This window comes from Mesorhizobium sp. IMUNJ 23033, from assembly GCF_044778005.1.
Lineage (GTDB): Bacteria > Pseudomonadota > Alphaproteobacteria > Rhizobiales > Rhizobiaceae > Mesorhizobium > Mesorhizobium amorphae_A.
Window position 1 is genome coordinate 121,687 of record NZ_JBJACT010000001.1, and the last position, 22,397, is coordinate 144,083.

27 protein-coding genes are annotated in these 22,397 nt (G+C 63.9%); 8 read left to right on the plus strand and 19 right to left on the minus strand.

The features are described from left to right. Positions 1-292 precede the first annotated feature (292 nt). The 3 genes from ACFX5Q_RS00645 to ACFX5Q_RS00655 all read left to right on the plus strand — a co-directional run bounded on the left by ACFX5Q_RS00645 (position 293) and on the right by ACFX5Q_RS00655 (position 3,125). The gene (locus ACFX5Q_RS00645) at positions 293-1,894 is read left to right on the plus strand and encodes a phosphoenolpyruvate carboxykinase (RefSeq protein ID WP_404274587.1); all 1,602 of its coding nucleotides are present in this window, start codon (positions 293-295) and stop codon (positions 1,892-1,894) included. 82 nt (positions 1,895-1,976) lie between these two features. After that, the gene (gene arfB, locus ACFX5Q_RS00650) at positions 1,977-2,414 is read left to right on the plus strand and encodes an alternative ribosome rescue aminoacyl-tRNA hydrolase ArfB (RefSeq protein WP_040582465.1); all 438 of its coding nucleotides are present in this window, start codon (positions 1,977-1,979) and stop codon (positions 2,412-2,414) included. 93 nt (positions 2,415-2,507) lie between these two features. Continuing rightward, positions 2,508-3,125 (plus strand): alpha-ketoglutarate-dependent dioxygenase AlkB family protein, encoded by a 618-nt coding sequence (locus ACFX5Q_RS00655; protein ID WP_404274589.1) that lies wholly within the window; start codon positions 2,508-2,510, stop codon positions 3,123-3,125. Between the two features lie 40 nt (positions 3,126-3,165). Here the strand turns inward: ACFX5Q_RS00655 and ACFX5Q_RS00660 are convergent, their stop codons facing one another. From ACFX5Q_RS00660 to hisB, 15 genes are all read right to left on the minus strand, one after another. Continuing rightward, positions 3,166-4,764, minus strand: coding sequence for a hypothetical protein (locus ACFX5Q_RS00660; RefSeq protein ID WP_404274590.1), 1,599 nt, complete (start codon positions 4,762-4,764; stop codon positions 3,166-3,168). Then, positions 4,751-4,897 (minus strand): hypothetical protein, encoded by a 147-nt coding sequence (locus ACFX5Q_RS00665; RefSeq protein ID WP_404274592.1) that lies wholly within the window; start codon positions 4,895-4,897, stop codon positions 4,751-4,753. Before ACFX5Q_RS00665 ends, ACFX5Q_RS00660 begins: the two co-directional genes overlap by 14 nt. Then, positions 4,894-6,492 (minus strand): hypothetical protein, encoded by a 1,599-nt coding sequence (locus tag ACFX5Q_RS00670; RefSeq protein WP_404274593.1) that lies wholly within the window; start codon positions 6,490-6,492, stop codon positions 4,894-4,896. Before ACFX5Q_RS00670 ends, ACFX5Q_RS00665 begins: the two co-directional genes overlap by 4 nt. Then, positions 6,485-6,886: a GtrA family protein gene (locus tag ACFX5Q_RS00675; protein ID WP_404274594.1), complete on the minus strand. Its 402-nt coding sequence runs from the start codon at positions 6,884-6,886 to the stop codon at positions 6,485-6,487. The genes ACFX5Q_RS00670 and ACFX5Q_RS00675 overlap by 8 nt, the downstream gene beginning before the upstream one ends. Before the next feature lie 8 nt (positions 6,887-6,894). Beyond that, entirely contained in the window at positions 6,895-7,665 is a 771-nt protein-coding gene (locus ACFX5Q_RS00680; RefSeq protein ID WP_404274595.1) for a class I SAM-dependent methyltransferase, read from the minus strand. Further along, positions 7,665-8,672: a glycosyltransferase family 2 protein gene (locus tag ACFX5Q_RS00685; RefSeq protein WP_404274597.1), complete on the minus strand. Its 1,008-nt coding sequence runs from the start codon at positions 8,670-8,672 to the stop codon at positions 7,665-7,667. The genes ACFX5Q_RS00680 and ACFX5Q_RS00685 overlap by 1 nt, the downstream gene beginning before the upstream one ends. Positions 8,673-8,750: 78 nt before the next feature. After that, a complete protein-coding gene (gene coaA, locus ACFX5Q_RS00690; protein WP_404274598.1) occupies positions 8,751-9,710 on the minus strand; it encodes a type I pantothenate kinase in 960 nt (319 codons plus the stop codon). Positions 9,711-9,733: 23 nt separating this feature from the next. Next, the gene (locus ACFX5Q_RS00695; RefSeq protein ID WP_404274600.1) at positions 9,734-10,057 is read right to left on the minus strand and encodes a phosphoribosyl-ATP diphosphatase; all 324 of its coding nucleotides are present in this window, start codon (positions 10,055-10,057) and stop codon (positions 9,734-9,736) included. A gap of 9 nt (positions 10,058-10,066) precedes the next feature. Further along, positions 10,067-10,861, minus strand: coding sequence for an imidazole glycerol phosphate synthase subunit HisF (gene hisF, locus ACFX5Q_RS00700; RefSeq protein ID WP_404275340.1), 795 nt, complete (start codon positions 10,859-10,861; stop codon positions 10,067-10,069). Continuing rightward, positions 10,858-11,694, minus strand: coding sequence for an arginase family protein (locus ACFX5Q_RS00705; RefSeq protein ID WP_404274601.1), 837 nt, complete (start codon positions 11,692-11,694; stop codon positions 10,858-10,860). Before ACFX5Q_RS00705 ends, hisF begins: the two co-directional genes overlap by 4 nt. Then, positions 11,691-12,437, minus strand: coding sequence for a 1-(5-phosphoribosyl)-5-[(5-phosphoribosylamino)methylideneamino]imidazole-4-carboxamide isomerase (gene hisA, locus ACFX5Q_RS00710; RefSeq protein ID WP_404274602.1), 747 nt, complete (start codon positions 12,435-12,437; stop codon positions 11,691-11,693). Before hisA ends, ACFX5Q_RS00705 begins: the two co-directional genes overlap by 4 nt. Then, the gene (locus ACFX5Q_RS00715) at positions 12,438-12,728 is read right to left on the minus strand and encodes a DUF1330 domain-containing protein (RefSeq protein ID WP_192178328.1); all 291 of its coding nucleotides are present in this window, start codon (positions 12,726-12,728) and stop codon (positions 12,438-12,440) included. Positions 12,729-12,731: 3 nt separating this feature from the next. Further along, on the minus strand, positions 12,732-13,382 hold the full coding sequence (gene hisH / locus ACFX5Q_RS00720) for an imidazole glycerol phosphate synthase subunit HisH (RefSeq protein WP_404274604.1): 651 nt from the start codon (positions 13,380-13,382) through the stop codon (positions 12,732-12,734). A 1-nt stretch (position 13,383) separates the two neighbouring features. Then, entirely contained in the window at positions 13,384-13,857 is a 474-nt protein-coding gene (locus tag ACFX5Q_RS00725; RefSeq protein WP_404274606.1) for a DUF2628 domain-containing protein, read from the minus strand. A gap of 3 nt (positions 13,858-13,860) precedes the next feature. Next, positions 13,861-14,460 (minus strand): imidazoleglycerol-phosphate dehydratase HisB, encoded by a 600-nt coding sequence (hisB, locus tag ACFX5Q_RS00730; RefSeq protein ID WP_404274608.1) that lies wholly within the window; start codon positions 14,458-14,460, stop codon positions 13,861-13,863. Between the two features lie 226 nt (positions 14,461-14,686). Between hisB and hslV the strand changes: the two genes are divergently transcribed. From hslV to ACFX5Q_RS00755, 5 genes are all read left to right on the plus strand, one after another. Next, positions 14,687-15,238 carry an ATP-dependent protease subunit HslV gene (gene hslV / locus ACFX5Q_RS00735; RefSeq protein WP_404274609.1) on the plus strand — a complete coding sequence of 184 codons (552 nt, stop codon included), beginning with the start codon at positions 14,687-14,689 and terminating at the stop codon, positions 15,236-15,238. Then, on the plus strand, positions 15,228-15,764 hold the full coding sequence (locus ACFX5Q_RS00740; protein ID WP_404274611.1) for a GNAT family N-acetyltransferase: 537 nt from the start codon (positions 15,228-15,230) through the stop codon (positions 15,762-15,764). Before hslV ends, ACFX5Q_RS00740 begins: the two co-directional genes overlap by 11 nt. A gap of 4 nt (positions 15,765-15,768) precedes the next feature. Then, on the plus strand, positions 15,769-16,368 hold the full coding sequence (locus tag ACFX5Q_RS00745; RefSeq protein WP_404274612.1) for a DUF2585 domain-containing protein: 600 nt from the start codon (positions 15,769-15,771) through the stop codon (positions 16,366-16,368). A 5-nt stretch (positions 16,369-16,373) separates the two neighbouring features. Then, complete coding sequence (gene hslU / locus ACFX5Q_RS00750; RefSeq protein WP_404274613.1) at positions 16,374-17,687, plus strand: ATP-dependent protease ATPase subunit HslU; 1,314 nt, start codon at positions 16,374-16,376, stop codon at positions 17,685-17,687. Positions 17,688-17,834: 147 nt separating this feature from the next. After that, positions 17,835-18,794 (plus strand): DUF1402 family protein, encoded by a 960-nt coding sequence (locus ACFX5Q_RS00755; protein ID WP_404274615.1) that lies wholly within the window; start codon positions 17,835-17,837, stop codon positions 18,792-18,794. A 16-nt stretch (positions 18,795-18,810) separates the two neighbouring features. On the opposite strand, the gene ACFX5Q_RS00760 is transcribed toward ACFX5Q_RS00755, so the two are convergent. From ACFX5Q_RS00760 to ACFX5Q_RS00775, 4 genes are read right to left on the minus strand one after another with little or no spacing between them, the layout of a single operon-like run. Next, positions 18,811-19,617 carry a 3-methyl-2-oxobutanoate hydroxymethyltransferase gene (locus tag ACFX5Q_RS00760; protein ID WP_404274617.1) on the minus strand — a complete coding sequence of 269 codons (807 nt, stop codon included), beginning with the start codon at positions 19,615-19,617 and terminating at the stop codon, positions 18,811-18,813. 39 nt (positions 19,618-19,656) lie between these two features. Further along, entirely contained in the window at positions 19,657-20,895 is a 1,239-nt protein-coding gene (locus ACFX5Q_RS00765; protein WP_404274618.1) for an NAD(P)/FAD-dependent oxidoreductase, read from the minus strand. Further along, positions 20,892-21,206 (minus strand): MocE family 2Fe-2S type ferredoxin, encoded by a 315-nt coding sequence (locus ACFX5Q_RS00770; protein ID WP_006201301.1) that lies wholly within the window; start codon positions 21,204-21,206, stop codon positions 20,892-20,894. The genes ACFX5Q_RS00765 and ACFX5Q_RS00770 overlap by 4 nt, the downstream gene beginning before the upstream one ends. Positions 21,207-21,251: 45 nt before the next feature. Beyond that, positions 21,252-22,355, minus strand: coding sequence for a fatty acid desaturase family protein (locus ACFX5Q_RS00775; protein WP_404274620.1), 1,104 nt, complete (start codon positions 22,353-22,355; stop codon positions 21,252-21,254). Positions 22,356-22,397 lie beyond the last annotated feature (42 nt).

A 22,397-nucleotide genomic window follows, 5' to 3' on the forward strand; every position in this document is an offset into this window, starting at 1 on the left:
TGCAGGACAAATTAGGTACAAAATGTGGCATAGGCTCCGCCCGCTGTCACGGACGGTGTACCGGCGGCCACTATCGCACCCTACGCGGATTGGACGATCGACGACTGCCAATCCTTTGGGCAACCATCAGACTTTTTTGCACATATAAACGATTTAAACAACTTTCAAAATTTTTAAATCGATTAATGATTTGATATCATTCGTGTTTTCTGGTTCTGACCGTATCAGCCTCGTTTGCGGGGCACCGGTAATTCACCGGCCAGGACGCGGCAAATCACAGAAGGGACACTTGATGTCGGAAGCCGGCAAACGCAATCCCGCATGCAAGATCGATCTCGAGACCACCGGTATGGTGCGCTATAATTTTAGCGCCGCGGCACTCTACGAGGAGGCGATCGGCCGCGGCGAGGCCCGGCTCACCGCCCATGGCGCGCTCGTCGCCGAGACCGGCCAGCACACCGGCCGCTCGCCGAAGGACAAGTTCGTCGTCCGCGACGCGACGACCGAGCCGCATGTCTGGTGGGACAACAACAAGGCGATTTCGCCGGCTGAGTTCGACACGCTGCTTGCCGATTTCCGCACCCATGCGGCAGACAAGGACCTCTATGTCCAGGATCTGGTCGGCGGCGCCGATGCCGAACTGAAGCTGCCGACCAGGGTCATCACCGAATTCGCCTGGCATTCGCTGTTCATCCGCAATCTGCTGATCCGCCCTGAAGCCGACGAACTCGAGCATTTCGTACCCGAAATGACGATCATCGACCTGCCGTCCTTCCGCGCCGATCCGGCCCGCCACGGTACCCGCACCGAGACGGTGATCGCGGTCGATCTCACGCGCAAGATCGTGCTGATCGGCGGCACTTCCTATGCCGGCGAGATGAAGAAGTCGGTGTTCACCATGCTCAACTACCTGCTGCCGGCGAAAGGCGTGATGCCGATGCATTGCTCGGCCAATGAAGGGCCTGCCGGCGACGCGGCGGTGTTCTTCGGCCTGTCGGGCACCGGCAAGACGACGCTGTCGGCCGATCCCTCGCGCACGCTGATCGGTGATGACGAGCATGGCTGGGGTCCGCACGGCATCTTTAATTTCGAGGGCGGCTGCTACGCCAAGACGATCAGGCTTTCGGCCGAGGCCGAGCCGGAGATCTTCGCCACCACGCGGCGCTTCGGCACCGTGCTGGAGAATGTCGTGCTCGGCGCCGACCGCGTGCCGGATTTCGACGACGGCAGCCTCACCGAAAACACGCGCTGCGCCTACCCGCTCGGCTTCATCCCCAACGCCAGCAAGACGGGCCGCGCCAGCCATCCGAAGAACATCATCATGCTGACCGCCGACGCCTTCGGCGTGATGCCGCCGATCGCCAGGCTGACGCCGGCGCAGGCGATGTACCATTTCCTCTCGGGCTACACGGCCAAGGTGGCCGGCACCGAAAAGGGCGTCATCGAACCGGAAGCGACGTTCTCGACCTGCTTCGGCGCGCCGTTCATGCCGCGCCATCCGTCGGAATACGGCAATCTGCTGCGCGAACTGATCGCCGGCCACGACGCGGATTGCTGGCTGGTCAACACCGGCTGGACCGGCGGCGCCCATGGCACCGGCCGCCGCATGCCGATCAAGGTGACGCGGGCGCTGCTCGCAGCCGCACTCGACGGCTCGCTGAAATCAGCCGATTTCCGCACCGACGCCAATTTCGGTTTCGCGGTGCCGGTGGCGGTTGCCGGCGTCGACAGCGCCATTCTCGATCCCCGTTCGACCTGGGCCGACAAGCCGGCCTATGACCGGCAGGCGGCAAGGCTGGTCGGCATGTTCGCCGCCAATTTCGAGAAGTTCGAGCCCCATGTCGATGCAACGATCATGGGCGCCGCGCCGCGCCTGCAGGAAGCCGCGGAATAGCCCTTTCGGCATCCGCTTGCCTATCGAGACCCGGCTTCGGTCGGGTCTTTTCTTTTTTGTCCCGCCGCGTCATGACTGCGGCATGAATGCCGACGAGAAAATCATCATTGCCGACGAGGCGACAATCCACCCCGGCGACCTGCACGAGGATTTCATCCGCTCGTCCGGCCCAGGCGGCCAGAACGTCAACAAGGTGGCGACCGCGGTGCAGCTGCGCTTCGACGCCGCCAACGCGCAGGGCCTGTCGGAGCGCGTGCGCGAAAGGACCATAAAACTCGCCGGCCAGCGCGCCACCAAAGACGGTGTCGTCGTCATCGAGGCGGGGCGCTTCCGCACGCAGGAGCAGAACCGGGCGGACGCACGCGCCAGGTTGACGGCTCTCGTGGCCAAGGCGGCCGAGCCGCCACCGCCGCCGCGCAAGAAGACCAGGCCGTCGAAGGGCGCCGTCGAGCGCAGGCTGAAAACCAAGGCTGGGCGCTCCACGGTGAAGAAGCTGCGCGGCCGCGTTGGTGACGACTGAGGTTGTCTGCCCGGCGAAAGCGGCTTTCGGGTCGCCGTTTTCTTCTGAGGATGGCATTCTCCGCCGGACAAACCGGATGAGGCGGAAACTCTGATGCTCGTTCTGCCCAAAGGCGTGCGCCATATGCCCGGCTACCTGCCGCGTGCCGCGCAGGAGGCGCTGGTCGAGGAGATCAGGAAGGTGGTGCAGGCCGCACCCTTGTTCGTGCCGGCCATGCCGCGCACCGGCAAGGAGATGAGCGTGCGCATGACCAATTGCGGTCCGCTTGGCTGGGTCACCGACAAGCAGCAAGGCTATCGCTATCAAGCGGCGCATCCGACGACCGGATTGCCTTGGCCGCCGATCCCGGACGCGTTGCTGGAATTGTGGCAAGAGGTAGCGGCCTATCAGCATCCGCCACAGGCCTGTCTCGTCAATTTCTATTCGAGCGAGGCCAAAATGGGTTTGCACCAGGACCGCGACGAGGCGGATTTCTCCGCCCCCGTCGTCTCCGTGTCATTGGGCGACGACTGCCTGTTCCGCGTCGGCCAGACGACGCGCGACGGCGGCACAAAATCGTTCAGGCTGAAGAGCGGCGATGTCGTCGTGCTCGGCGGCGAGGGCCGCCTCTGCTCCCATGGAGTCGACCGGATTTATCCGTCGACCTCGGCGCTGCTCAAGAATGGCGGGCGGATCAATCTGACGCTGCGGCGGGTGACGCTGCCGGCGTGATGGCCCGGAGCTGGGGGCGCCTCGGGCCTGGGCACTGCGCTTACTTCGAAGCGTGTTCGGTGCCGGCCTGGAGAGTGGAAATCCTACTGCTGCGCAGATAGACGGTAACTGTCGGCTCGCGATGCAGGACCTCGTATTGCTGCAGCACAAGCGCGATCCGCGGATCGTGCAGCATGAGATCGTCCCAGAGCGGCCCGGTCCCGGCGCTGTAAAGCACGATATCCGGTTTCTTGGTGGCGATCTCCGAAGCCAGTTGCCCGATAATGTCGTCGCGGATGGCTTCCAGCCGGTGCCGCTGCCCGGGATCATCGGTGCTGGCGGCAAGCAGGTTGGCGTTGTAGACGGCCCAGGCCGCGGGATAGCGCGAGACGAAGTCGCCATTGACCAGCCTGGCGAGGGGGTGGGCCACCTGCAGCCGGGCTGCAAGCGACGTGATCGTCGGCTTTGGGCCGATGCGCTGGATCGAGGCGACGGACCGCTCGATTGACCCGTTGTCGGCGGTGAGGAAAAGCTGCTGGATGCCGGCCGAGGTCTGCAATATGAGGAAGCCGCCAAGGGCGGCGGCGAGCCAGCCGACCGGCTTCACGCGGCCATTGTCGCCCGCGCGCAGCAATTGCACGCCAAAGGCGAAAATGCCGAGAACCATCATCGGCAGGGCATGGTTTGGCCAGCCCTTGCCCATGATCAGGAAGGCTGGAACGAAGCCGAGCGCGGCCAGCAGCAGGATTTTGGCGTCCCAATGCATCTGCCTGAAACCGCGGGCAAGAAGCACCGTCGCCGCCGCGAAAAAGAGCAGCAATCGCGGCCAGGTCTTGAGCAGAGTCAGGAAGGGCGCGCGTGCCGGCAGATAGACATCTCGCAGAAACGGCAGGATCTCGGTCAGGAATGTCGTCTGGAAAATCACGACATAGGCGATGTAGAGCGCAACGATCGCGGCGCCGATGATGTTTTCGACGACGAATAGCGGTTTCAGGGATCGCCGCTGGAAAGCTAGGCACATGGCAGGCAAGGCAAAGGCCAGTGCGAAATGCGGCGGCTTGACCATCACCACGATGGCCGCGCAGACACCCGCGACGACCTGTTCCCAACCCGTGCCGGCGGCAAATCCCGGCGCCCGCTGGCGAGCGCATTGAAGCGCGATCCAGGGCAGGATCGCGATCGTCGCAAAATGCTCGCGCTGGCCGAATTCGCCGGGGTGGAAGCAGAGCAGGACAAAGAGTGCGGCCGGCAGCGCCCAAAGCGCGCCGGGCTGGCGATAGGCCGCATCGGCGCGCGCCAGGATGCGGGCGGAGATGGCAAGGCTGGTCAGTCCGGCGCCGATCACGCCGAGGGCCAGCCACAACTCGGCGCGGCCACCGACCAGCCGTTCCAGAACCATGAACGGCATGTAGAGCCAGATCGAGAACGGCGGATTGACCTCCATGAGGTCGACGTTCAGCCGCTCGCCGTTCAGCAGCCGGTCGCAGACGACCAGCAGCCACGACACATCGACATTGGTCGGCACGACCACGAGCGCAAGCCATGCTGCGTAGGCGGCCACCGCCAGTGTCAGAGAGAGTGGCACCACCGTCAGCCAGAGGGGGCGCGTCGCCAGCGCCACGCCGGCCAGGGGCTTGTCGAACGGTTCAGCCCCAGACATAGCGGAACGTCCGGCAGTCGAGCGTGATGGAATTCGCCAAAACTGCGGCGATGCCAGCCATAACGACCGCAACGGCCGCGGGCAGGCCGAGCTTCTCGATGAGAAGGATCGGCAAGGTGATCGCCGGGCTCACCATGCTGTCTTGCGCCGAAGTCCCTCGGCCTCCTGACTTACGGTGGAGCGAACATAGACAGTGATTGCCGGCTCCGTGTGCAGCACATGATAGTCGCTCAAGACAGCCGCGATTCTCTTGTCGTTCAGCATGAGCGCATTCCAGGCGGGATCGACTTCGGGGCCCGACAGCACGATATCGGGCTTCCTTGCCGATATCTCGGCGGCGAATTCGCCGATTGTCCGATCGCGGATGCTCTCCAGCCTCTGTTTCTGTTCGGGATCATCGGCGGTGCGCACAAGTTTTTCCGCCTTGGAGACCACCCACGCACCCGGGTGGCGCGATATGAATCTGCCATCGACCAACCGGGTCAGGGGGTGTGCCGCCTGCATCTGAGCGGCAATCGATATGATCGTGGGATGCTCGATCGTGCCGCGGATTGCGGCGACCGATCGCTCGATCGGCCCGTTGTTCGCCGCCAACGCGATATACTGCGCTCTGACCGTCGTTTGCAGCACGAGCACGCAGCCGAAGATCAGCGCGGCCCTGCGCACGATCCCTGCCTTGTGAAAATCACCAAACCGCAGGAGCTGAAGGCCTGACGCAAGTACCGGGATCGCCACCATCGGCAGCGCATGGTTCGGCCAGCCCTTGCCCATGAGCAGGAATGCAATGACCAGGCCGAGCGCGCTCGTCAGCAGGATCCGGGTGTCCCAGTGCACATGCCTCGTCCCGCCCATGGCGATGACGATGACGGCGGACAGCAGCAGCACGACCTTTGGCCAGTTCGCCAGATTGTCGATGAACGGAGCGCGGATCGGCAGGTAGACGTCCCCGAGAAGGGGCAGGATGTCGGTGAAGTAGGCGCGGTCAAAGATCGCAATGCAGGCGACATAGCCGACGGCGATCGCTGCGCCGATGAGGTTTTCTGTGACGAAGAGCAGTCTTGGGGAGCGCCGTTGAAATGCAAGACACAGCGATGGCAGCATCAGGGCGAGCGCGAAGTGGGGCGGCTTGACCATGACCACGAGAGCCGCACCCAGCCCGGCCAGGATGCGCTCGGCAAGCGATCCGGCGACGAAATCCGGCGTCCGCTGGCGCGCGCACTGCAACGCCAGCCAGGGCAAGATGCCGATCAGCGCGAATTGCTCGCGTTGACCAAACTGGTCCGGCAGGAAACACAGGATCATGAACACTGCAGCCGGCAATACCCATAGGACGCCAGGCTGCCGGTAGACCGGGTCAACAAGGACCAGAATTCGAGCGTAAACGAACAGGCTGGCCAAACCGAGACAGACGACCCCGAGCGTCAGCCAGAGTTCAGCACCTATGCCGGTCAGCTTTTCCAGGAGCATGAACGGCATGTAAAGCCAGATCGAAAACGGTGGGTTGGTCTCCAATATGTCGGTGTTCAGCCGCTCTCCCGCGAGCAGCCGGTCGCAGACGACCAGCAGCCACGACACATCGACATTGGTCGGCACGATCGCGATCGCCAGCCATGCGGCATAGGCGGCTGTCGCCAATGTCAGGAAAAGCGGCGCCACCGTCAGCCAGGCGGGTCGCGACGACAGCTCCAGGCCAGCCAGGGGCCCGTCGAAGGGTTCAGCGCTAGACATTGCGGAACACCCAGCGGCCGAGCACGATGTAATTCACCAGCGGCACGGCGATGCAGGTCAGAACGACCGGAACGGCCGCGGGCATGCCCAGTTTCTCGGTGAGAAGGACCGGCAGGGCGATGGCTGTCGCCAGGCCTGTTGCGTTGAGCAGGAGAAAGCGCGGCAATTCGAAGGCGTGGGCGCCTGCCGACACGAAGGTGAAATATTTGTGCCCGGCATAGGAAAACAGCCCAGCGACCGCATAGGCCACCGCCGACGCCAGGGTCGCCGGCAATATGGCCGCCCCCGCGCCGCCTCGCGAAAGCAGCAAGGCGCAGGCGCCATAGATCAGCGTCGAGGCGCCGCCGATGACGGCGAAGCGCGAAATCCGGCCATAGCGGGGCATGTTCAGCATCTTGGGGGTCAGGCCGCCAGTCTGCCACCTTTGGGCGCCGCGTCGAAAGCCGCATCTTTGCCGAACACGGCCAGCAGCGACACGCCGAAAGGCAGTTCGGCATTCGGCACGATCCGGCTCTCCGCCGAAAACAGCGCCTTCATCGCGCTGTTGATCGGCTTCGGCGGCATTGCCTGTCCGGAGGCGGTGTTCGAGCGGCGCAGGCGATCGGCAAGGCGGGCAAGTGCCGCGACCGGAAACAGCGCCGCGTTGGTATAGCTCAGCTTCTCGATCCGGTATCCGGCCTGCTCGATGCGCGCCTTCAGCAGTTCGCGCGAATAGCGCCTCATGTGGTGCAGCCCGACATCGTGCTTGCTCCACAGCCATTGGTGCGCGGGAACCGTTAGCACGACCTTGCCGCCTGGCTTCAGCATACGGCGGATCGTTGCCAGCGAGGCTTCGTCTTCGGCAACGTGTTCCAGCACGTCGAACAGGCAGATGAGGTCGAAGCCTTGCGACGCGACGGGCATCCCGTCGGGGAGGTGCCCGGCAAGGAAGTCGTGGCCGGTCTTCTCGCGGGCGATCTGGCGGGCAAGATCGTTCATCTCCACCGCCGTGACAGCGCCGAACTGTTCCAGCATCTGGATATTGCCCCCCGTGCCGGCGCCGATCTCGAGGATATCGGCGTCGCCAGGCAGGCCGAGACCGCGGATGACTGCCTCGGCGATGGCGCGCCGCCCGCAGAACCACCAGTGCTCGTCCTCGGTGGCCGCCATCTGTCGGTAGGCGTCGAGCTCCATCAGTCCGTCCCCTCATATGTGCGGCGCACGATGTAGATCGGGCGCTGTTTGATCTCGGCATAGACGCGACCGAGGTACTGACCGATGATGCCGATGCCGAGCAACTGGATGCCGCCGAGGAAGAGGATGCTGACCAGCAGCGAGGCATAGCCGGGCACGTCGATGCCGAACACCAGTGTCTTGGCGATGATCAGCAGGCCGTAGAGGAACGACAAGGCCGAGATCGTCGCGCCGACATAGGTCCAGATCTCAAGCGGCGCGGTCGAGAAGCTGGTGATGCCTTCGAGCGCGAAGTTCCACAGCCGCCATCCAGAAAACTTGGATTGGCCGGCGATGCGCTGATCGCGTTTGTATTCGACCGTCGCGGTGCGAAAGCCGACCCAGGCGAACAGGCCCTTCATGAAACGGCGCCGTTCGGGCAAGGAGCGCAGCGCTTCGATCACCTGGCGGTCGATCAGCCTGAAGTCGCCGACATCGTGCGGGATCTTCTGCTGCGCGATCCAGTTGTGGACGCGATAGAACATCGACGCGGAGCGCTGCTTGAGAAAGCTGTCGCTCGACCGGTTGGCGCGCTTGGCAAGCACGACCTCGAAACCCTCGCGCCATTTTTCGACGAGCAGCGGAATGACATGCGGCGGATCCTGCAGGTCGACATCCATGGGGATCGCGGCATCGGCATCGCAGCAGTCGAGACCGGCGGTGAGCGCGGCTTCCTTGCCGAAATTGCGCGACAGGTCGATCACCTGGATGCGCCGATCGGTTCGCTGTGCCTCGATCAGCCTCTCGAGCGTCGCATCGCTGCTGCCGTCATTGATGAAGATGAATTCGAAGGCGACGCCGGCGTCCTTCAGCGGGTCGATATTTTCACGCACGGCCGCCAGGAACGGAGCGATCGCTGCTTCCTCATTGTGCACCGGCACGATCAGCGCGACCGTGGCCGCCCCGCTCTTCGGGCTCGTTTCGCCGGCAGTGGCCGGTCGATCGATATGAAGGAATGGCGCGTTCATTGCCTGCCGAAGCCCGCGGATCAGGCCCCGACAATAGAAAAGCTCGGTTAAGATGACTTTAAGGAATGCCTCAAGATTTCACAGCTTCCTGAGAGCCACTTCCTCGACCAGGTGATTGGCGCCCTTGCGCAGGATGAGATCGGCCCGCGCCCGCGTCGGCAGGATGTTTTCGCGCAGGTTCTTCAGGTTGATGTTGGCCCACAACCCTTCGGCGATGGCGCGCGCCGCATCTTTCGAAAGCTGCGAATAGCGGTGGAAGAAGGAGTCCGGATTGCGGAAGGCGGTTTCGCGCAACCGCATGAAGCGCTGGATATACCATTGGTGGATCAGCGCCTCATCGGCATCGATATAGATGGCGAAGTCGAAAAAGTCGGACAGGAACGGCACGATCTTGCCATCCCTCGGCAACTTGCCCGGCTGCAGCACATTGATGCCTTCGAAGATCAGTATGTCCGGTCGGTCGATGGTGACGAACTCGCCGGGAATGACGTCGTAGGTCAAATGCGAATAGACAGGCGCGCGGACATTGCGCTGCGCCGATTTGATGCCCGACAGGAACCTGAGCAGTGCGCCGACGTCGTAGCTGTCGGGAAAACCCTTGCGCTCCATCAGATTGTCGCGGCGCAGGATCTCGTTCGGCAGCAGGAAACCGTCGGTCGTGATGAGATCGACCTTGGGGCTCGACGGCCAGCGCGCCAAAAGTTCCTTGAGGACGCGCGCCGTGGTCGATTTGCCGACCGCGACGGAGCCGGCAATGCCGATGATGAAGGGCGTCTTGACCACGTCCTGGGCGTTGAAGAAGGCCTGCCGCTGCCTGAACAGCAGCTGGCTCGCCTCGACATGCGCCGAGAGCAGCCGCGACAGCGACAGATAGATGCGCTTGACCTCTTCGAGGTTGACCGGGTCGTTCAGCGAACGCAGGCGGTTGATCTCGTCCTCGGTCAGCGTCAGCGGCGTGTCGGCGCGGAACTGTGACCATTGCTCGGCCGAGAAGAAACGATAGGGCGAATATTTCTCGGTAGGAGCAAGCTGGTCCATCGAGTTTCCTGCCCTCCTCGCGGTCAGCCCTTCGACCGGGATGCCTTTTCGGCGACGCCCGAGCGGCCGGTGCGGCCCTCGAGTTCTCTCAGCACGTCGTCCAGCGGAACCCCCGCTATGCCAAGGACGACAAGCCAATGATATATAAGATCGGCACTTTCCGAAACGAGGGCCTGCTTGTCGCCCTTCACGGCGGCGATCACCGTCTCGACCGCCTCTTCGCCGAGCTTCTGTGCCGCCTTGTCGATGCCCTTGGCGAACAGTTTTGCTGTCCACGAGTCCGGGTCGCCGGACCGGGCGCGTTCGCCGATGATTTTTTCCAGATCGGGCAGCGAAAATTGAGCCATGGCAGCCGTTTAGAGCCGATTATCCAGGGAGTCCAGCCGCATGGGCAGCCCGGCACGGGCCATATGCGCCTTAGCTTGCGCGATCGTGTAGGTGCCGAAATGGAAGATCGAGGCCGCGAGCACGGCCCCGGCATGGCCGTCGCGTATGCCTTCCACCAGATGGTCGAGCGTGCCGACGCCGCCGGACGCGATGACCGGCGCGCGCACCGCGTCCGCAATGGCGCGGGTCAGCGCAAGGTCGTAGCCGGCCTTGGTGCCGTCGCGGTCCATCGACGTCAACAGGATCTCGCCGGCGCCGCGATCGACCATCTGCCTTGCGAAGTCGACGGCGTCGATACCGGTCTTCTCGCGCCCGCCATGGGTGAAGATCTCCCAGCGGTCGGCCTCGTTGGCCGCGGATACCTTCTTGGCGTCGATGGCAACCACGATGCACTGGTTGCCGAACTTGTCGGCGGCTTCCGCGACGAAATCCGGGTTCTTCACCGCCGCCGTATTGATCGACACCTTGTCGGCGCCGGCCAGAAGCAGCTTGCGGATGTCGGCCACCTGGCGCACGCCGCCGCCGACGGTCAGCGGCATGAAGCATTGTTCGGCGGTGCGGGCGACGACGTCGAAGATGGTCTCGCGGTTGTCCGACGACGCTGTGATGTCGAGAAAGCAGAGCTCGTCGGCGCCGGCCGCGTCATAGGCCTTGGCCGCCTCGACCGGATCGCCGGCATCGACCAGGTCTACGAAATTGACGCCCTTGACGACGCGGCCGTTCTTGACGTCGAGACAGGGGATGACGCGGGCCTTCAGCATCAGCTTTTCTCCAGGGTCGCAAGCAGGTCGACCAGCAACTGACCGACCAGTGGCGGCACGTCGCCCTTGGCGTCGAAAGCCGGATCGTAGGCGGAGATGGTGAGGCCGACGAGCGTCAACGGTCCGGCCATGCCGCACATCGCCTGACGCACTTGCTCCGGAGCCGGACCGCCAGGAGTGGCGTAACGGTTGGCCTGCAGCGCTTCGGGGTCATGGACATCGAGATCGATGTGCATGTGGATGCGCTCGGCGCCGGCGTCCTTCAGCTTTTGCGCCGCGCCGGCCCAGTCCGGGCATTCGGTCCGGATGACCGGCAGCGTCTCCAGCAATTGCTCTTCCGCAGTGTCGAGGTCGCGCGCGTTGACCAGCACGCAGCGGGCAGGATCGATTGCCTTGAACCCGGGGATCCGCGCCGAGATAGGTCGCCAGCAAAGCCCGAGCACGGTCGCCAGCGCCATGCCGTCGAGAAAACCCGATGTCGAGGTATCGGGCGTGTTGAGGTCGCCATGCTGGTCGGCCCAGATCATGGCATCGGCGCCTTCGCCGGCCACCGCGCCGGCGCTGGTCAGGCAATTGCCGGCAAGCACAATGGGAAACCGGCCACGGTCACAGGCAATGCGGACTTCACCCGACACAGCGTTGCAGACGGCGAAGCCGGTTGCGATCTCACGCTCCTGCTCGTCGCTCATCCTGCCTATGTCGTGAACGTCAATGTCGTGCCCGGCAAGCTTGAGCGCATCGGTCAGCCCGCCGGCAATCAACGCGTCCGGCCCCTGGCCGCAGCCGCCGTGATAGTAACCGCTGTCATAGGACGCCAGGATGATCGTGACGTTCACGGCGTTGTCTCCGCCTGTTTGCCGCTCAAGATCGCCAGCGCCTCGGCCGGATCGATGCGCCCGTCATAAAGCGCGCGGCCGGAGATCGCGCCTTCGAGCCTCTTCGCGTCGGGCATGGTCATGCGCACGATGTCGGCGATCGAGGCGAGCCCGCCGGAGGCGATCACCGGGATCGACACCGCTTCGGCCAGGTCGATGGTGGCGTCCCAGTTGATGCCGGTCAAAACGCCGTCGCGGTCGATGTCGGTGTAGATAATGGCGGCGACGCCGGCGCCTTCGAATTTCTTCGCCAGTTCGATGACGCCCAGGCTCGACGCCTCGGCCCAGCCTTCCACCGCCACCTTGCCGCCCTTGGCGTCGATGCCGACGGCGATCTTGCCCGGGAAGGCCCTGCAGGCCAGCCTGACAAGGTCGGGGTCACGCACCGCAACCGTGCCGAGGATGACGCGGGCAAGCCCGCGGTCGAGCCAGTCCTCGATCTGCTCGAGCGTGCGGATGCCGCCGCCGAGCTGCACCGGGTTCTTCGTCGCCTTGAGGATGGCGCCGACCGCCGCGCTGTTGACGCTCTGGCCCTTGAAGGCGCCGTTGAGGTCGACGACGTGCAGCCACTCGAAGCCTTGCTCCTCGAAAGCTTTAGCCTGCGCGGCCGGATCGTCATTGTAGATCGTCGCGGTCGCCATATCGCCGTGCTTCAGGCGCACGCATTTGCCATCCTTTAGGTCGATGGCCGGAAACAGGATCATCTAGGCGCCCTCGACAATGACGAAGTGGCCGGTCGATGCCGCCAGCCGGTATTTCGAGGCTTCCTTGTATTCAGGCGATTCGTAGCAGGCGATCGCCGTCTCGTAAGACTCGAACTCGACCAGCACGTGGCGGTTTCCGGTCGGTCCCTCCGGGCTCACATAACGTCCGGCGCGCACGGGGAACTTCGCGCCATATTTGACGAAGGCTTTTGCATTGGCCTCGATGTACTGCTTGTAGACCTCGGGGTCGCGAACATCGATCATCGCCATCCAATAGCCCTTCTTGCTCATGGGTTAAGGCCTCCAGCGCAGGAAATTGGTGATCAGCGCCAGGCCGAGCGCCTGGCTCTTCTCGGGATGGAACTGTGTGCCGACGAGATTGTCGCGCGCGACTGTCGCCGTCACCGGGCCGCCATAGTCGGCAATTGCCAGCACCTCGTCGGCCTTCTTCGCATCGAGATGGTAGGAATGGACGAAATAGGCGTGCAATCCCTTGGTCCCGGTCGTGATGCCCGAAAACAGCGGATGCTTGCGCGTCATCTCGATCGTGTTCCAGCCGATCTGCGGTATCTTCAGTGCCGGATCGGTGGGCGTGATCTCCTTGACGTCGCCGGCGATCCAGCCAAAGCCCTTGGTCACGGTCTTTTCCAGACCACGTTCCGACATCAGCTGCATGCCGACGCAGATGCCGAAGAAGGGCCGGCCCTTGACGATCGCCACCTCTTCCACCGCGTCCCACATGCCGGCGACGGCCTTGAGGCCGGCCGCGCAGTCGGCATAGGCGCCGACGCCGGGCAGCACGATGCGGTCGGCGGTGCGGACGCGTTCCGCATCGGCGGTCAGCTCGATCGCCGCCGCGATGCCGGCCTCATGCGCGGCGCGCTCGAAGGCCTTGGTGGCCGAGCGCAGATTGCCCGACCCGTAATCGATGATCGCAACCCGCATGTCAGGTTTTTCCCGGGATGTGGGTCAGTCCCAGCGCCATGCCCATCTGCGCCGGGCGCGCCTGGGTGGCGTCCGGAATGATGCGCGGCACGGGCGCCGGCTCATCCGCCTGCGCGTCGGCTTCCAGTGCCTGGCGCGTCTCGGCGTCGTCGAGCCTGTCGGCTTCGACGACGCCCCAGTCGTGCCAGCCGCGGCGGCGCAGGGCCGCGATCCGCAGCGCCTGCCCCTCCAGCCCGACATAGAGCGAGACCAGCAGCGACAGCAGCGAGCCGGCCCAGGCCAGCCCCAGTTTTTCGCCAAGCATCGACAGGATGGCCATGACGACAAAGGCCAATGCGGCCTCGATCCACAGCCGGTGCCAGGCGAGCCACAGCGGCGAAAACAGAAAGCCGAGCCAGCTGAAACCGTCGCGCACAAAGACTGAATCAACCCTCTCGCCGCGGCCCGACGGTTCCATCACGACATAGATGGCCATCGCCTATCCTTTCAGAGATCCCTTGGTGGAGGGCACCGCGTCCGGCTGGCGCGGGTCGCGTTCGAGTGCTGCGCGCAGCGTCCGCGCCACCGCCTTGAAGCAGGTCTCGGCGATGTGGTGGTTGTTGGCGCCGTAATGATTGGTCACGTGCAGCGTGATCCCGGCGTTCTGCGCCAGCGCCTGGAAGAATTCGCGCACCAGCTCGGTGTCGAAGGTGCCGATCTTGGGCGACGAGAAGGATACGTTCCAGACCAGGAACGGACGGCCGGAGACGTCGATCGCCGCCCTGGTCAGCGTCTCGTCCATGGCAAGATCGATCGAGGCATAGCGCATGATGCCGCGCCGCTCGCCGAGCGCCTTGGCCAGCGCCTGGCCGAGCGCGATGCCGGTATCCTCGACAGTGTGGTGGTCGTCGATGTGCAAATCGCCCTTGGCCTTCACCGTCATGTCGATCAGCGAGTGGCGCGACAACTGGTCCAGCATATGGTCGAAGAAGCCGACGCCGGTCGCAATGTCGGATTTGCCCGAGCCGTCGACATGGACCGATACGGAGATATCGGTTTCTTTGGTCTTGCGGCTTGCTTCGGCGGAACGGGGCGACATGACCTCATCCTTGTCCAGGGTTTCACGCCTTCCAAGCCCTCACACGCTTGAAAGCGAGAGCCTTCTAGCAGCATGATCCGGCGATTGCCAGTTGCCATGCGCGGCGCTATCGAGGCTTGCCGGAGGCCGGTTTGCAATCGCTTGACCCATGCATACATATGGCCGATCAAGTCACTCGTAACGCGCCGGATCGCCTTATCGGGATCGGTGCTGATCGGAGCAGGAAATGTCGAATGAACTGACCATGCATGCCACGACCATCGTGACGGTGCGCAAGGGCAGCAAGGTGGTGATCGCCGGCGACGGCCAGGTCAGCCTTGGCCAGACCATCATGAAGGGCAACGCCAAGAAGGTGCGCCGCATCGGCAAGGGCGGCAATGTCATTGCCGGTTTCGCCGGCGCCACCGCCGATGCCTTCACTCTTCTGGAGCGGCTTGAAGCCAAGCTCGAACAATATCCGGAGCAGCTGACGCGCGCCTGCGTCGAGCTCGCCAAGGACTGGCGCACCGACCGCTACCTGCGCCGGCTGGAAGCCATGATGCTGGTGGCCGACAAGTCGGTCTCGCTGGCGCTGACCGGCACCGGCGACGTGCTCGAACCCGAACATGGCGTCATGGCCATCGGCTCCGGCGGCAATTACGCGCTGGCCGCCGCCCGCGCCCTGATGGATTCCGACAAGAACGCCGAAGAGATCGCCCGCAAGGCGATGCAGATCGCGTCCGACATCTGCGTCTACACCAACAACAACTTCGTCATCGAAACGCTCGATGCCGCCTGAGCGGGCCAAACAGAGCGATGTGTACGAATTTCGGCCGGTGACCGAAAAGGACCTGCCGATGATCGCCGGTTGGCTGGCCGAACCGCATGTCGCCGAATGGTGGGACGATCCCGACAAGGAAATCACCGAGATCCGTGAGCATATCGACTCGATTTCGGTCGAACCGCTGATCGTCGAGCTGGACGGCAAGCCGATCGCCTATCTGCAGAGCTACGATCCGCATATGGAGGACGATCATCCCTATGCCGACCAGCCGTTCGGCACGCTGGGCATTGACCTGTCCATCGGCAGGCCGGAGCTGGTCGGCGTCGGCCATGGCTCGGCCATCGTGCGTCAGTTCGTCGAACAGCTTTTCGAGGAAGGGGTGCCGCGCGTCATCATCGATCCGCATCCGCAGAACGCGCGCGCCATCCGCGCCTATGAGAAGGCCGGCTTCAGGGCGATCGGACGCAGGCAATCGGAATATGGGGACGCCGTGCTGATGGCCGTTGATGCGGCCGATGGCGACGCGCAAGTGGGGCACTGACCAAATGAACACTATCGGCGAAGACAAGACGCTATCGGCCTATGAAGACAGCTGGCGGATGGGGCTTCTGCTCGTTCTCGCCCTGATCATCTTCCAGGCAGGGGTCCTCTACGGCATGGGCCACCCGCCGATCTGCACCTGCGGCTATGTCAAACTGTGGCACGGCGTCGTCCAGAGCTCGGAAAATTCCCAGCACATTTCCGACTGGTACACGCCTTCGCACATCATCCACGGCTTCCTGTTCTATGCGCTGGCAAGGGTCCTGTTCCCGCGCTCGCCGGTCGGCCTCCGCCTGGCCTTCGCCGTCCTCATCGAGGGCGGCTGGGAGCTCTTGGAAAACAGCCCCTTCATCATCGACCGCTATCGGGCCGGCACCATCTCGCTCAACTATTACGGCGACAGCATCATCAATTCCGTGGCGGATACGTTCGCCATGGTGCTGGGATTTGTGATGGCGCGAAAGCTTCCTATATGGGTGATCGTCAGCCTTGCCGTGATCTTCGAACTGGGCACCGGCTACATCATCCGGGACAATCTGACGCTCAACGTGATCATGCTGCTGCATCCGTTTGAGTCCATCCGGCAGTGGCAAAGTGGAATTTGAGTGATATGAGCACATTCTCCCCGCGCGAAATCGTTTCGGAACTCGACCGCTTCATCATCGGCCAGAAGGACGCCAAGCGCGCCGTGGCCATCGCCTTGCGCAACCGCTGGCGCCGCCAGCAGCTCGAAGGCCAGATGCGCGAAGAGGTGATGCCGAAGAACATCCTGATGATCGGCCCGACCGGCGTCGGCAAGACCGAGATCTCGCGCCGCCTGGCACGTCTCGCCAGTGCGCCCTTCGTCAAAGTCGAGGCCACCAAGTTCACCGAGGTCGGCTATGTCGGCCGCGACGTCGAGCAGATCATCCGCGACCTGGTCGAGATCGCCATCGGCCTGGTGCGCGAGAAGATGCGCGAGGACGTCAAGGCGCGCGCCCACATCAATGCCGAGGAACGGGTGCTTGAGGCGCTCGTCGGCAAGACGGCAAGCCCGGCCACACGCGACTCCTTCCGCAAGAAGCTGCGCGACGGTGAGCTCGACGACAAGGAGATCGAGGTCGAAGTGGCCGACACCGGCAGCGGCGGCATGCCCGGCTTCGAGATTCCCGGCATGCCGGGCGGCAATATCGGCGTGCTCAACATAAACGACATGCTGTCCAAGGCGATGGGCGGCCAGAGGACCAAGACACGCAAGACGACGGTGAAGGAATCCTACGCGCTGCTGATCAGCGACGAGTCAGACAAGCTGCTCGACCAGGACGAGGTGGTGCGCCGGGCGCTTGAATCGACCGAAAACGACGGCATCGTCTTCCTCGACGAGATCGACAAGATCGCGTCGCGCGAAGGCGGCATCGGCGCCGGCGTTTCCCGCGAAGGCGTGCAGCGCGACCTGCTGCCGCTGGTCGAGGGCACCACGGTGGCGACCAAATACGGACCGGTGAAGACCGACCACATCCTGTTCATCGCCTCGGGTGCGTTCCACGTCGCCAAGCCGTCGGACCTGCTGCCGGAACTGCAGGGCCGCCTGCCGATCCGCGTCGAACTGCGGGCGCTGGAGAAGGACGATTTCGTCCGCATCCTGACCGAGACCGAGGCCAGCCTGATCAAGCAGTACATCGCGCTGATGAAGACCGAAGGCGTCGAGCTCAGCTTCACCGATGACGCCATCGATTCGCTTGCCGGCATCGCCGTCGATCTCAACGCCAGCGTCGAGAACATCGGCGCCAGGCGCCTGCAGACGGTGATGGAGCGGGTGCTGGACGAGATTTCCTACGACGCGCCGGACCGCAACGGCACGTCGGTCACCATCGATGCCGCCTATGTGGAAAAGCATGTCGGCGACCTTTCCAGGAACACGGATTTGTCCAGATTCATCCTGTAGAAGCGGCGCCGGGCAGCTCCCGACCCAAGAACCAGGGTGTGGCCAAATGGAAGCATCTGGCCGCTTTCGTCCGGCGAGACGAGGCGGTTCTCTCGACTCTCCATTGAGCTTTACCTAGTTTGCCCGGCGACTCACAGGCGGCGGTGCATGAAAAAACGCATACTTCTCCTTCTCGGCTTGGCGCTGGCGGCAGCGGTGCCCGCCGCCGATGCGGCGACGCTGGTGCCGCCGGGAAACCGCAATGCCGAGCAGCCCGACATACCGGGCGCCTCGAGCCGCCGCACCCAGGCCACCAACACCACCTTCCAGGCCAAGTACCGCAAGGTCTACGCGCTGCTGCAGAACGACGCCGACCTTCGCGGCAAGATCAAGCAGCAGGCGGCGGCTTATGGCATCGATCCCATTCACATCGTCGGCGCCATCGTCGGCGAGCATACCTACAATGTCGATGCCTACGACCGGCTGCAGACCTACTACGTCAAGGCGATCTCCTATCTGTCAAGCAGGCTGTCCTTCGCCTATGAGGGCGAGGACATCACGGATTTCGTGCAGCGGCCGGAATTCAAGAAATGCGCCGGCCTGACCGATAGCTACGATTTGTGGGAGTGCCGCGAGCAGGTGTGGAACCATGCCTTCCGCGGCAAGAGTGTGGGCGGCGAGAGCTTTCCCAACGACCGTTTCGGCGCCACCTTCTTCCAGCCCTATTATGCCGGCCAGACCTTCGGCCTTGGCCAGCTCAACCCGCTGACCGCGCTGCAGATGAGCGATCTCGTGCACAAGGTGTCCGGCCTGCCCAAGCTCGACGTCGCCGATCCGAACGGGGTCTATAAGACCATCATGGATCCGGACCTGACGCTGCCTTACGTCGCGGCGACGATCAGCAAATCGATCGATGCCTACAAGAGCATCGCCGGCTTCGACATTTCGGGCAATCCCGGCCTCACGGCGACGCTCTACAATGTCGGCAATCCCGAGCAGCGCGCCGAAGCGCTGAAGGCCGAGAACGACAGGCGCCGAGCCGCCGGCGAGCCCGAAAAGCTGCCCGAGGAAAATTATTATGGCTGGCTGGTCAACGACAAATTGTCGGAGCTGAAGGCGCTCTTTTAGAGCTGAGGGGTGCCGCTTAGGTCTGGGATTCGAGGAACGCCTCGAATTTGCGCAATTCCTCGGCGTCCACCCCGACCATGTGCTGCGGTGCTGGATAGGCGCCGGACTGGATGTCGTCGGCATATTCACTGAATGCTGCAATGCGCTCGCTCTGGATACGGTCGAACTCCGCCGCCAGGTCGCGATAGCGTTTGGCATGGCGCGGATAGTGTCCGCGATGGGTGCCGAGCACATCTTCCGAGAACAGATACTGGGCATCGCACCCGGCGCCGGCCCCCATCGAGATCATGATCAGCGGCGTGCGCCTGGAGATCGCGCTCGCCATTTCGGCCGGCACCACCTCGATCTCAGCGGCGAAGGCACCTGCCGCTTCCAGGTCCCTGACCTGCTTCCAGACGAAGGCAGCACTTTCGGAGGTCTTGCCGACCGCCTTGAAGCCGCCCGTCCAGGTCGCATGCGCCGGGATCAGCCCGACATGACCGCAGACCGGGACATGCTCGTCGCGCAGCCTCCGGATCGTCTGCAGGCTGGCCGAACAGTACATGGCGTCGGCGCTTGCCGCGCGCAGCTTCACCGCCGTGCGTAAAATCTCGTCGGTGGTCGCGCCCATTTTGGACTGCTCGTCACCGGGAATGGCAAAGCAGGTCGGTGCCGCATCGCGAAACCGCGGGTCGAAGATCAGGTCGTAGGGGACGGAGATGATGTCGATACCGGCGCGCTCCGCGGCTTCGGCCTCTTCCAGCGAGAAGACCCTGAGCTTGGAAAGCTGCCGCTTGCCCTTCAGCGATTGCAGGTCGGCGACCGTCGGTCTGGTGCGCGGCATTTTCTTCCCCCTATGTCCTTGATTTCCGGATGGCGCGCCTCACGCCGCCAGCAGCGACTTCAGCTTGACCGTCTGTGAGCCGAGCGCCTCCGGCGCCGGCTTCGCCCGCTTGGCGATCAGCATTTCGGCCAGCCTGATGTCGCGGGCGACCGCATTGCCCGGCCCGATGCCGCTTGCCGCGACCAGACGGCCGTCCCCAGCCAGATGGAACAGGATGAAGGCGCCGTCTTCGAGGTCACGGCGCACGACGCTGTGCCCCTCGTCCGACAGCCCGGCGATCTGCAAGGTCAGGCCATATTGATCCGACCAGAACCACGGCACGGCGGCATGGGCCTCGCCGGCGCCCAGCATGTTCCTGGCCGCCAGCGCGCCTTGCTCCTGCGCGTTGCGCCAGGCTTCAAGCCGCACCCGCCTTCCGCCATAGACGGCAAGCGGAAACGAGCAGCAATCGCCGGCGGCAAAGATGTCCGGATCGCCGGTGCGAAGTTCTGCGTCGACGGCAATGCCATTGTCGATGGTCAATCCCGCTTCCGCAGCCAGTGCGGTCACCGGCACTGCGCCGATGCCGATGATGGCGAGGTCGGCAACGACCTCCAGCCCGCCGGCAAGCGCGATGCGCACCTCGGCGCCGTCATCGGCGATCGCCGCGATGCCCTGGCCGGCGAGGATCGTCACGCCTTCGGCCTCGTGCTGCTTGTGGATGATCTCGGCGATTTCGGCGGGCACGCCGCGCATCAGGATGCGCGGCTGCGCTTCGACGACGGTGACATCAGCGCCAAGTTTGCGCGCCGAGGCAGCGAGTTCGAGACCGATGAAGCCGCCGCCGACGATTGCCACGCGGTTTCCGGCCCTGAGATGGGCGCGGATCGCCTGTGCGTCATTGAAGGTTCTGAGATACACGCAGCGCGCTCCGAGGCCCGGCATCGGCAGCTTGCGCGGCAGCGAGCCGGTCGCCAGCAGGAGCTTGTCGTACGGCAGCGCCGAGCCATCCGACAGGCGCACGACATGGGCGGCGCGGTCGATCGCCACGGCCTGAACCGAATGGATATGCCGGATCGACCGTTCGGCCAGGATCTCATCGCTGGCGATCGCCTTGATCGCGGGCGCCTCGCCGGTCATGGCCTCCTTCGACAGCGGCGGCCGCTCATAGGGCAGATGCGGCTCGTCGCCGACCAGCGTCACCGGACCTTCGAAGCCGAGATCGCGCAGCGCGAGTGCGGCGCGTCCGCCGCATTCGCCGGCGCCGATGATGACCATTGCCTTTGTCATCGCCGTCATCCGATCTGAATGAGGACTTTGCCGGCGTCGACCTTGACCGGATATGTCCTGAGGTTGACGCAGACCGGCGCGCCTCTCGCCGCCCCGGTCTTGTAGTTGAAGCGGCCATTGTGCTTCGGGCATTCGATGATGTCGTCCATCACCAGCCCGTCGGCCAGATGCACCTTTTCATGCGAGCAAAGCCCGTCCGTCGCGAAATACTCGTCGTCGGGACTGCGGTAGATGGCGAAGGTGCGGCCGCCATGGTCGAACCGCATCACGTCTTCTTCGTCTATGTCCGCGGCCTCACAGGCCTCGACCCAGTCGCTCATTGGTTCCTCCGGAAAAATTGGATTGCTCTGCGCCCATCAGGCCGGTCATTCAGCCGCGGCGACGGCGTTGTCGTTGTGCAATTCCTCGCGATACGGCCTGGCGGTCGGCGGCAGCTCGCGCCTGAGGAAATAGTCTTCGTTGCGCAACTGGCGCAGGAAGACCGGGATCACTTCGCGGTAGCCGGCCAGGATCGACGGCGTCGGCGCCGGCAGGTCATGCTTGATCAGCTCGTGCAGCCTGGGCAGCGCGTGATAGGGCACCATCGGGAACATGTGGTGCTCCACGTGGTAGTTCATGTTCCAGTAGATGAAGCGGCTGATGGGGTTCATGTAGACGGTACGGCTGTTGAGCCGGTGATCGATGACATTGTCGGCCAACCCGCCATGCTGCAGGATGCCGGTCAGCACATGGTGCCAGGCGCCGTAAAGGCGGGGCAGCCCGACCAGCATGAACGGCAGGAACGAGCCCACATAGAGCGCCAGAGCGATCGTCGCCGCATAGATCGCCAGCCAGATACGGGCGAAGAAGATCGCCCTCGGCTGTTCCTGCTCGGGCACATAGGTCTTTTCCTCGGCGCTGATGATGCCGGCCGCGTGGCGGACCATGTCCTTCATGGCATGCCAGGCATCGAGGACGCCGACGAAGGCGAGAATGACGCGGATGAGGTCGGGCGGCCGCATGATGGCGATCTCGGGGTCGCGGCCGACGATGATGGTGTCGGTATGGTGGCGCGTATGGCTCCAGCGCCAGGTCACCGGGTTGCGCATGATCATGAAGCAGGCGATCTGATAGATCGCGTCGTTCATCCACTGCGTGCGGAAGGCGGTGCCGTGGCCGCATTCGTGCCAGCGCGAATCGGTCGATGAACCGTAGAGCGTGCCGTAGATGAAGAAGAACGGCACGCACCACCAGGTACCCCAGAACCAGGCGCCGCCGGCTCCGCTCAGGATGAGCACGCCGAGCCAGATGATGGTGTCGCGCATCGCCGGCCCGTCGGAGCGCTGCATCAGCTCCTTCATCTGCTTGCGCGGAACATCGGTGTGGTACCAATCGGCCGCCGCCAGCCCGTTCTCGACGGCCAGCTGCGTATCCCGGCCGACCAGGCTGTAGTCGCGCCGGGACGGCGTTGCAGACAGTGTTGCCGCCATTGGAAACCTCCACCAGCGCCTCGCGGTCCCTTCCCGGCGAAT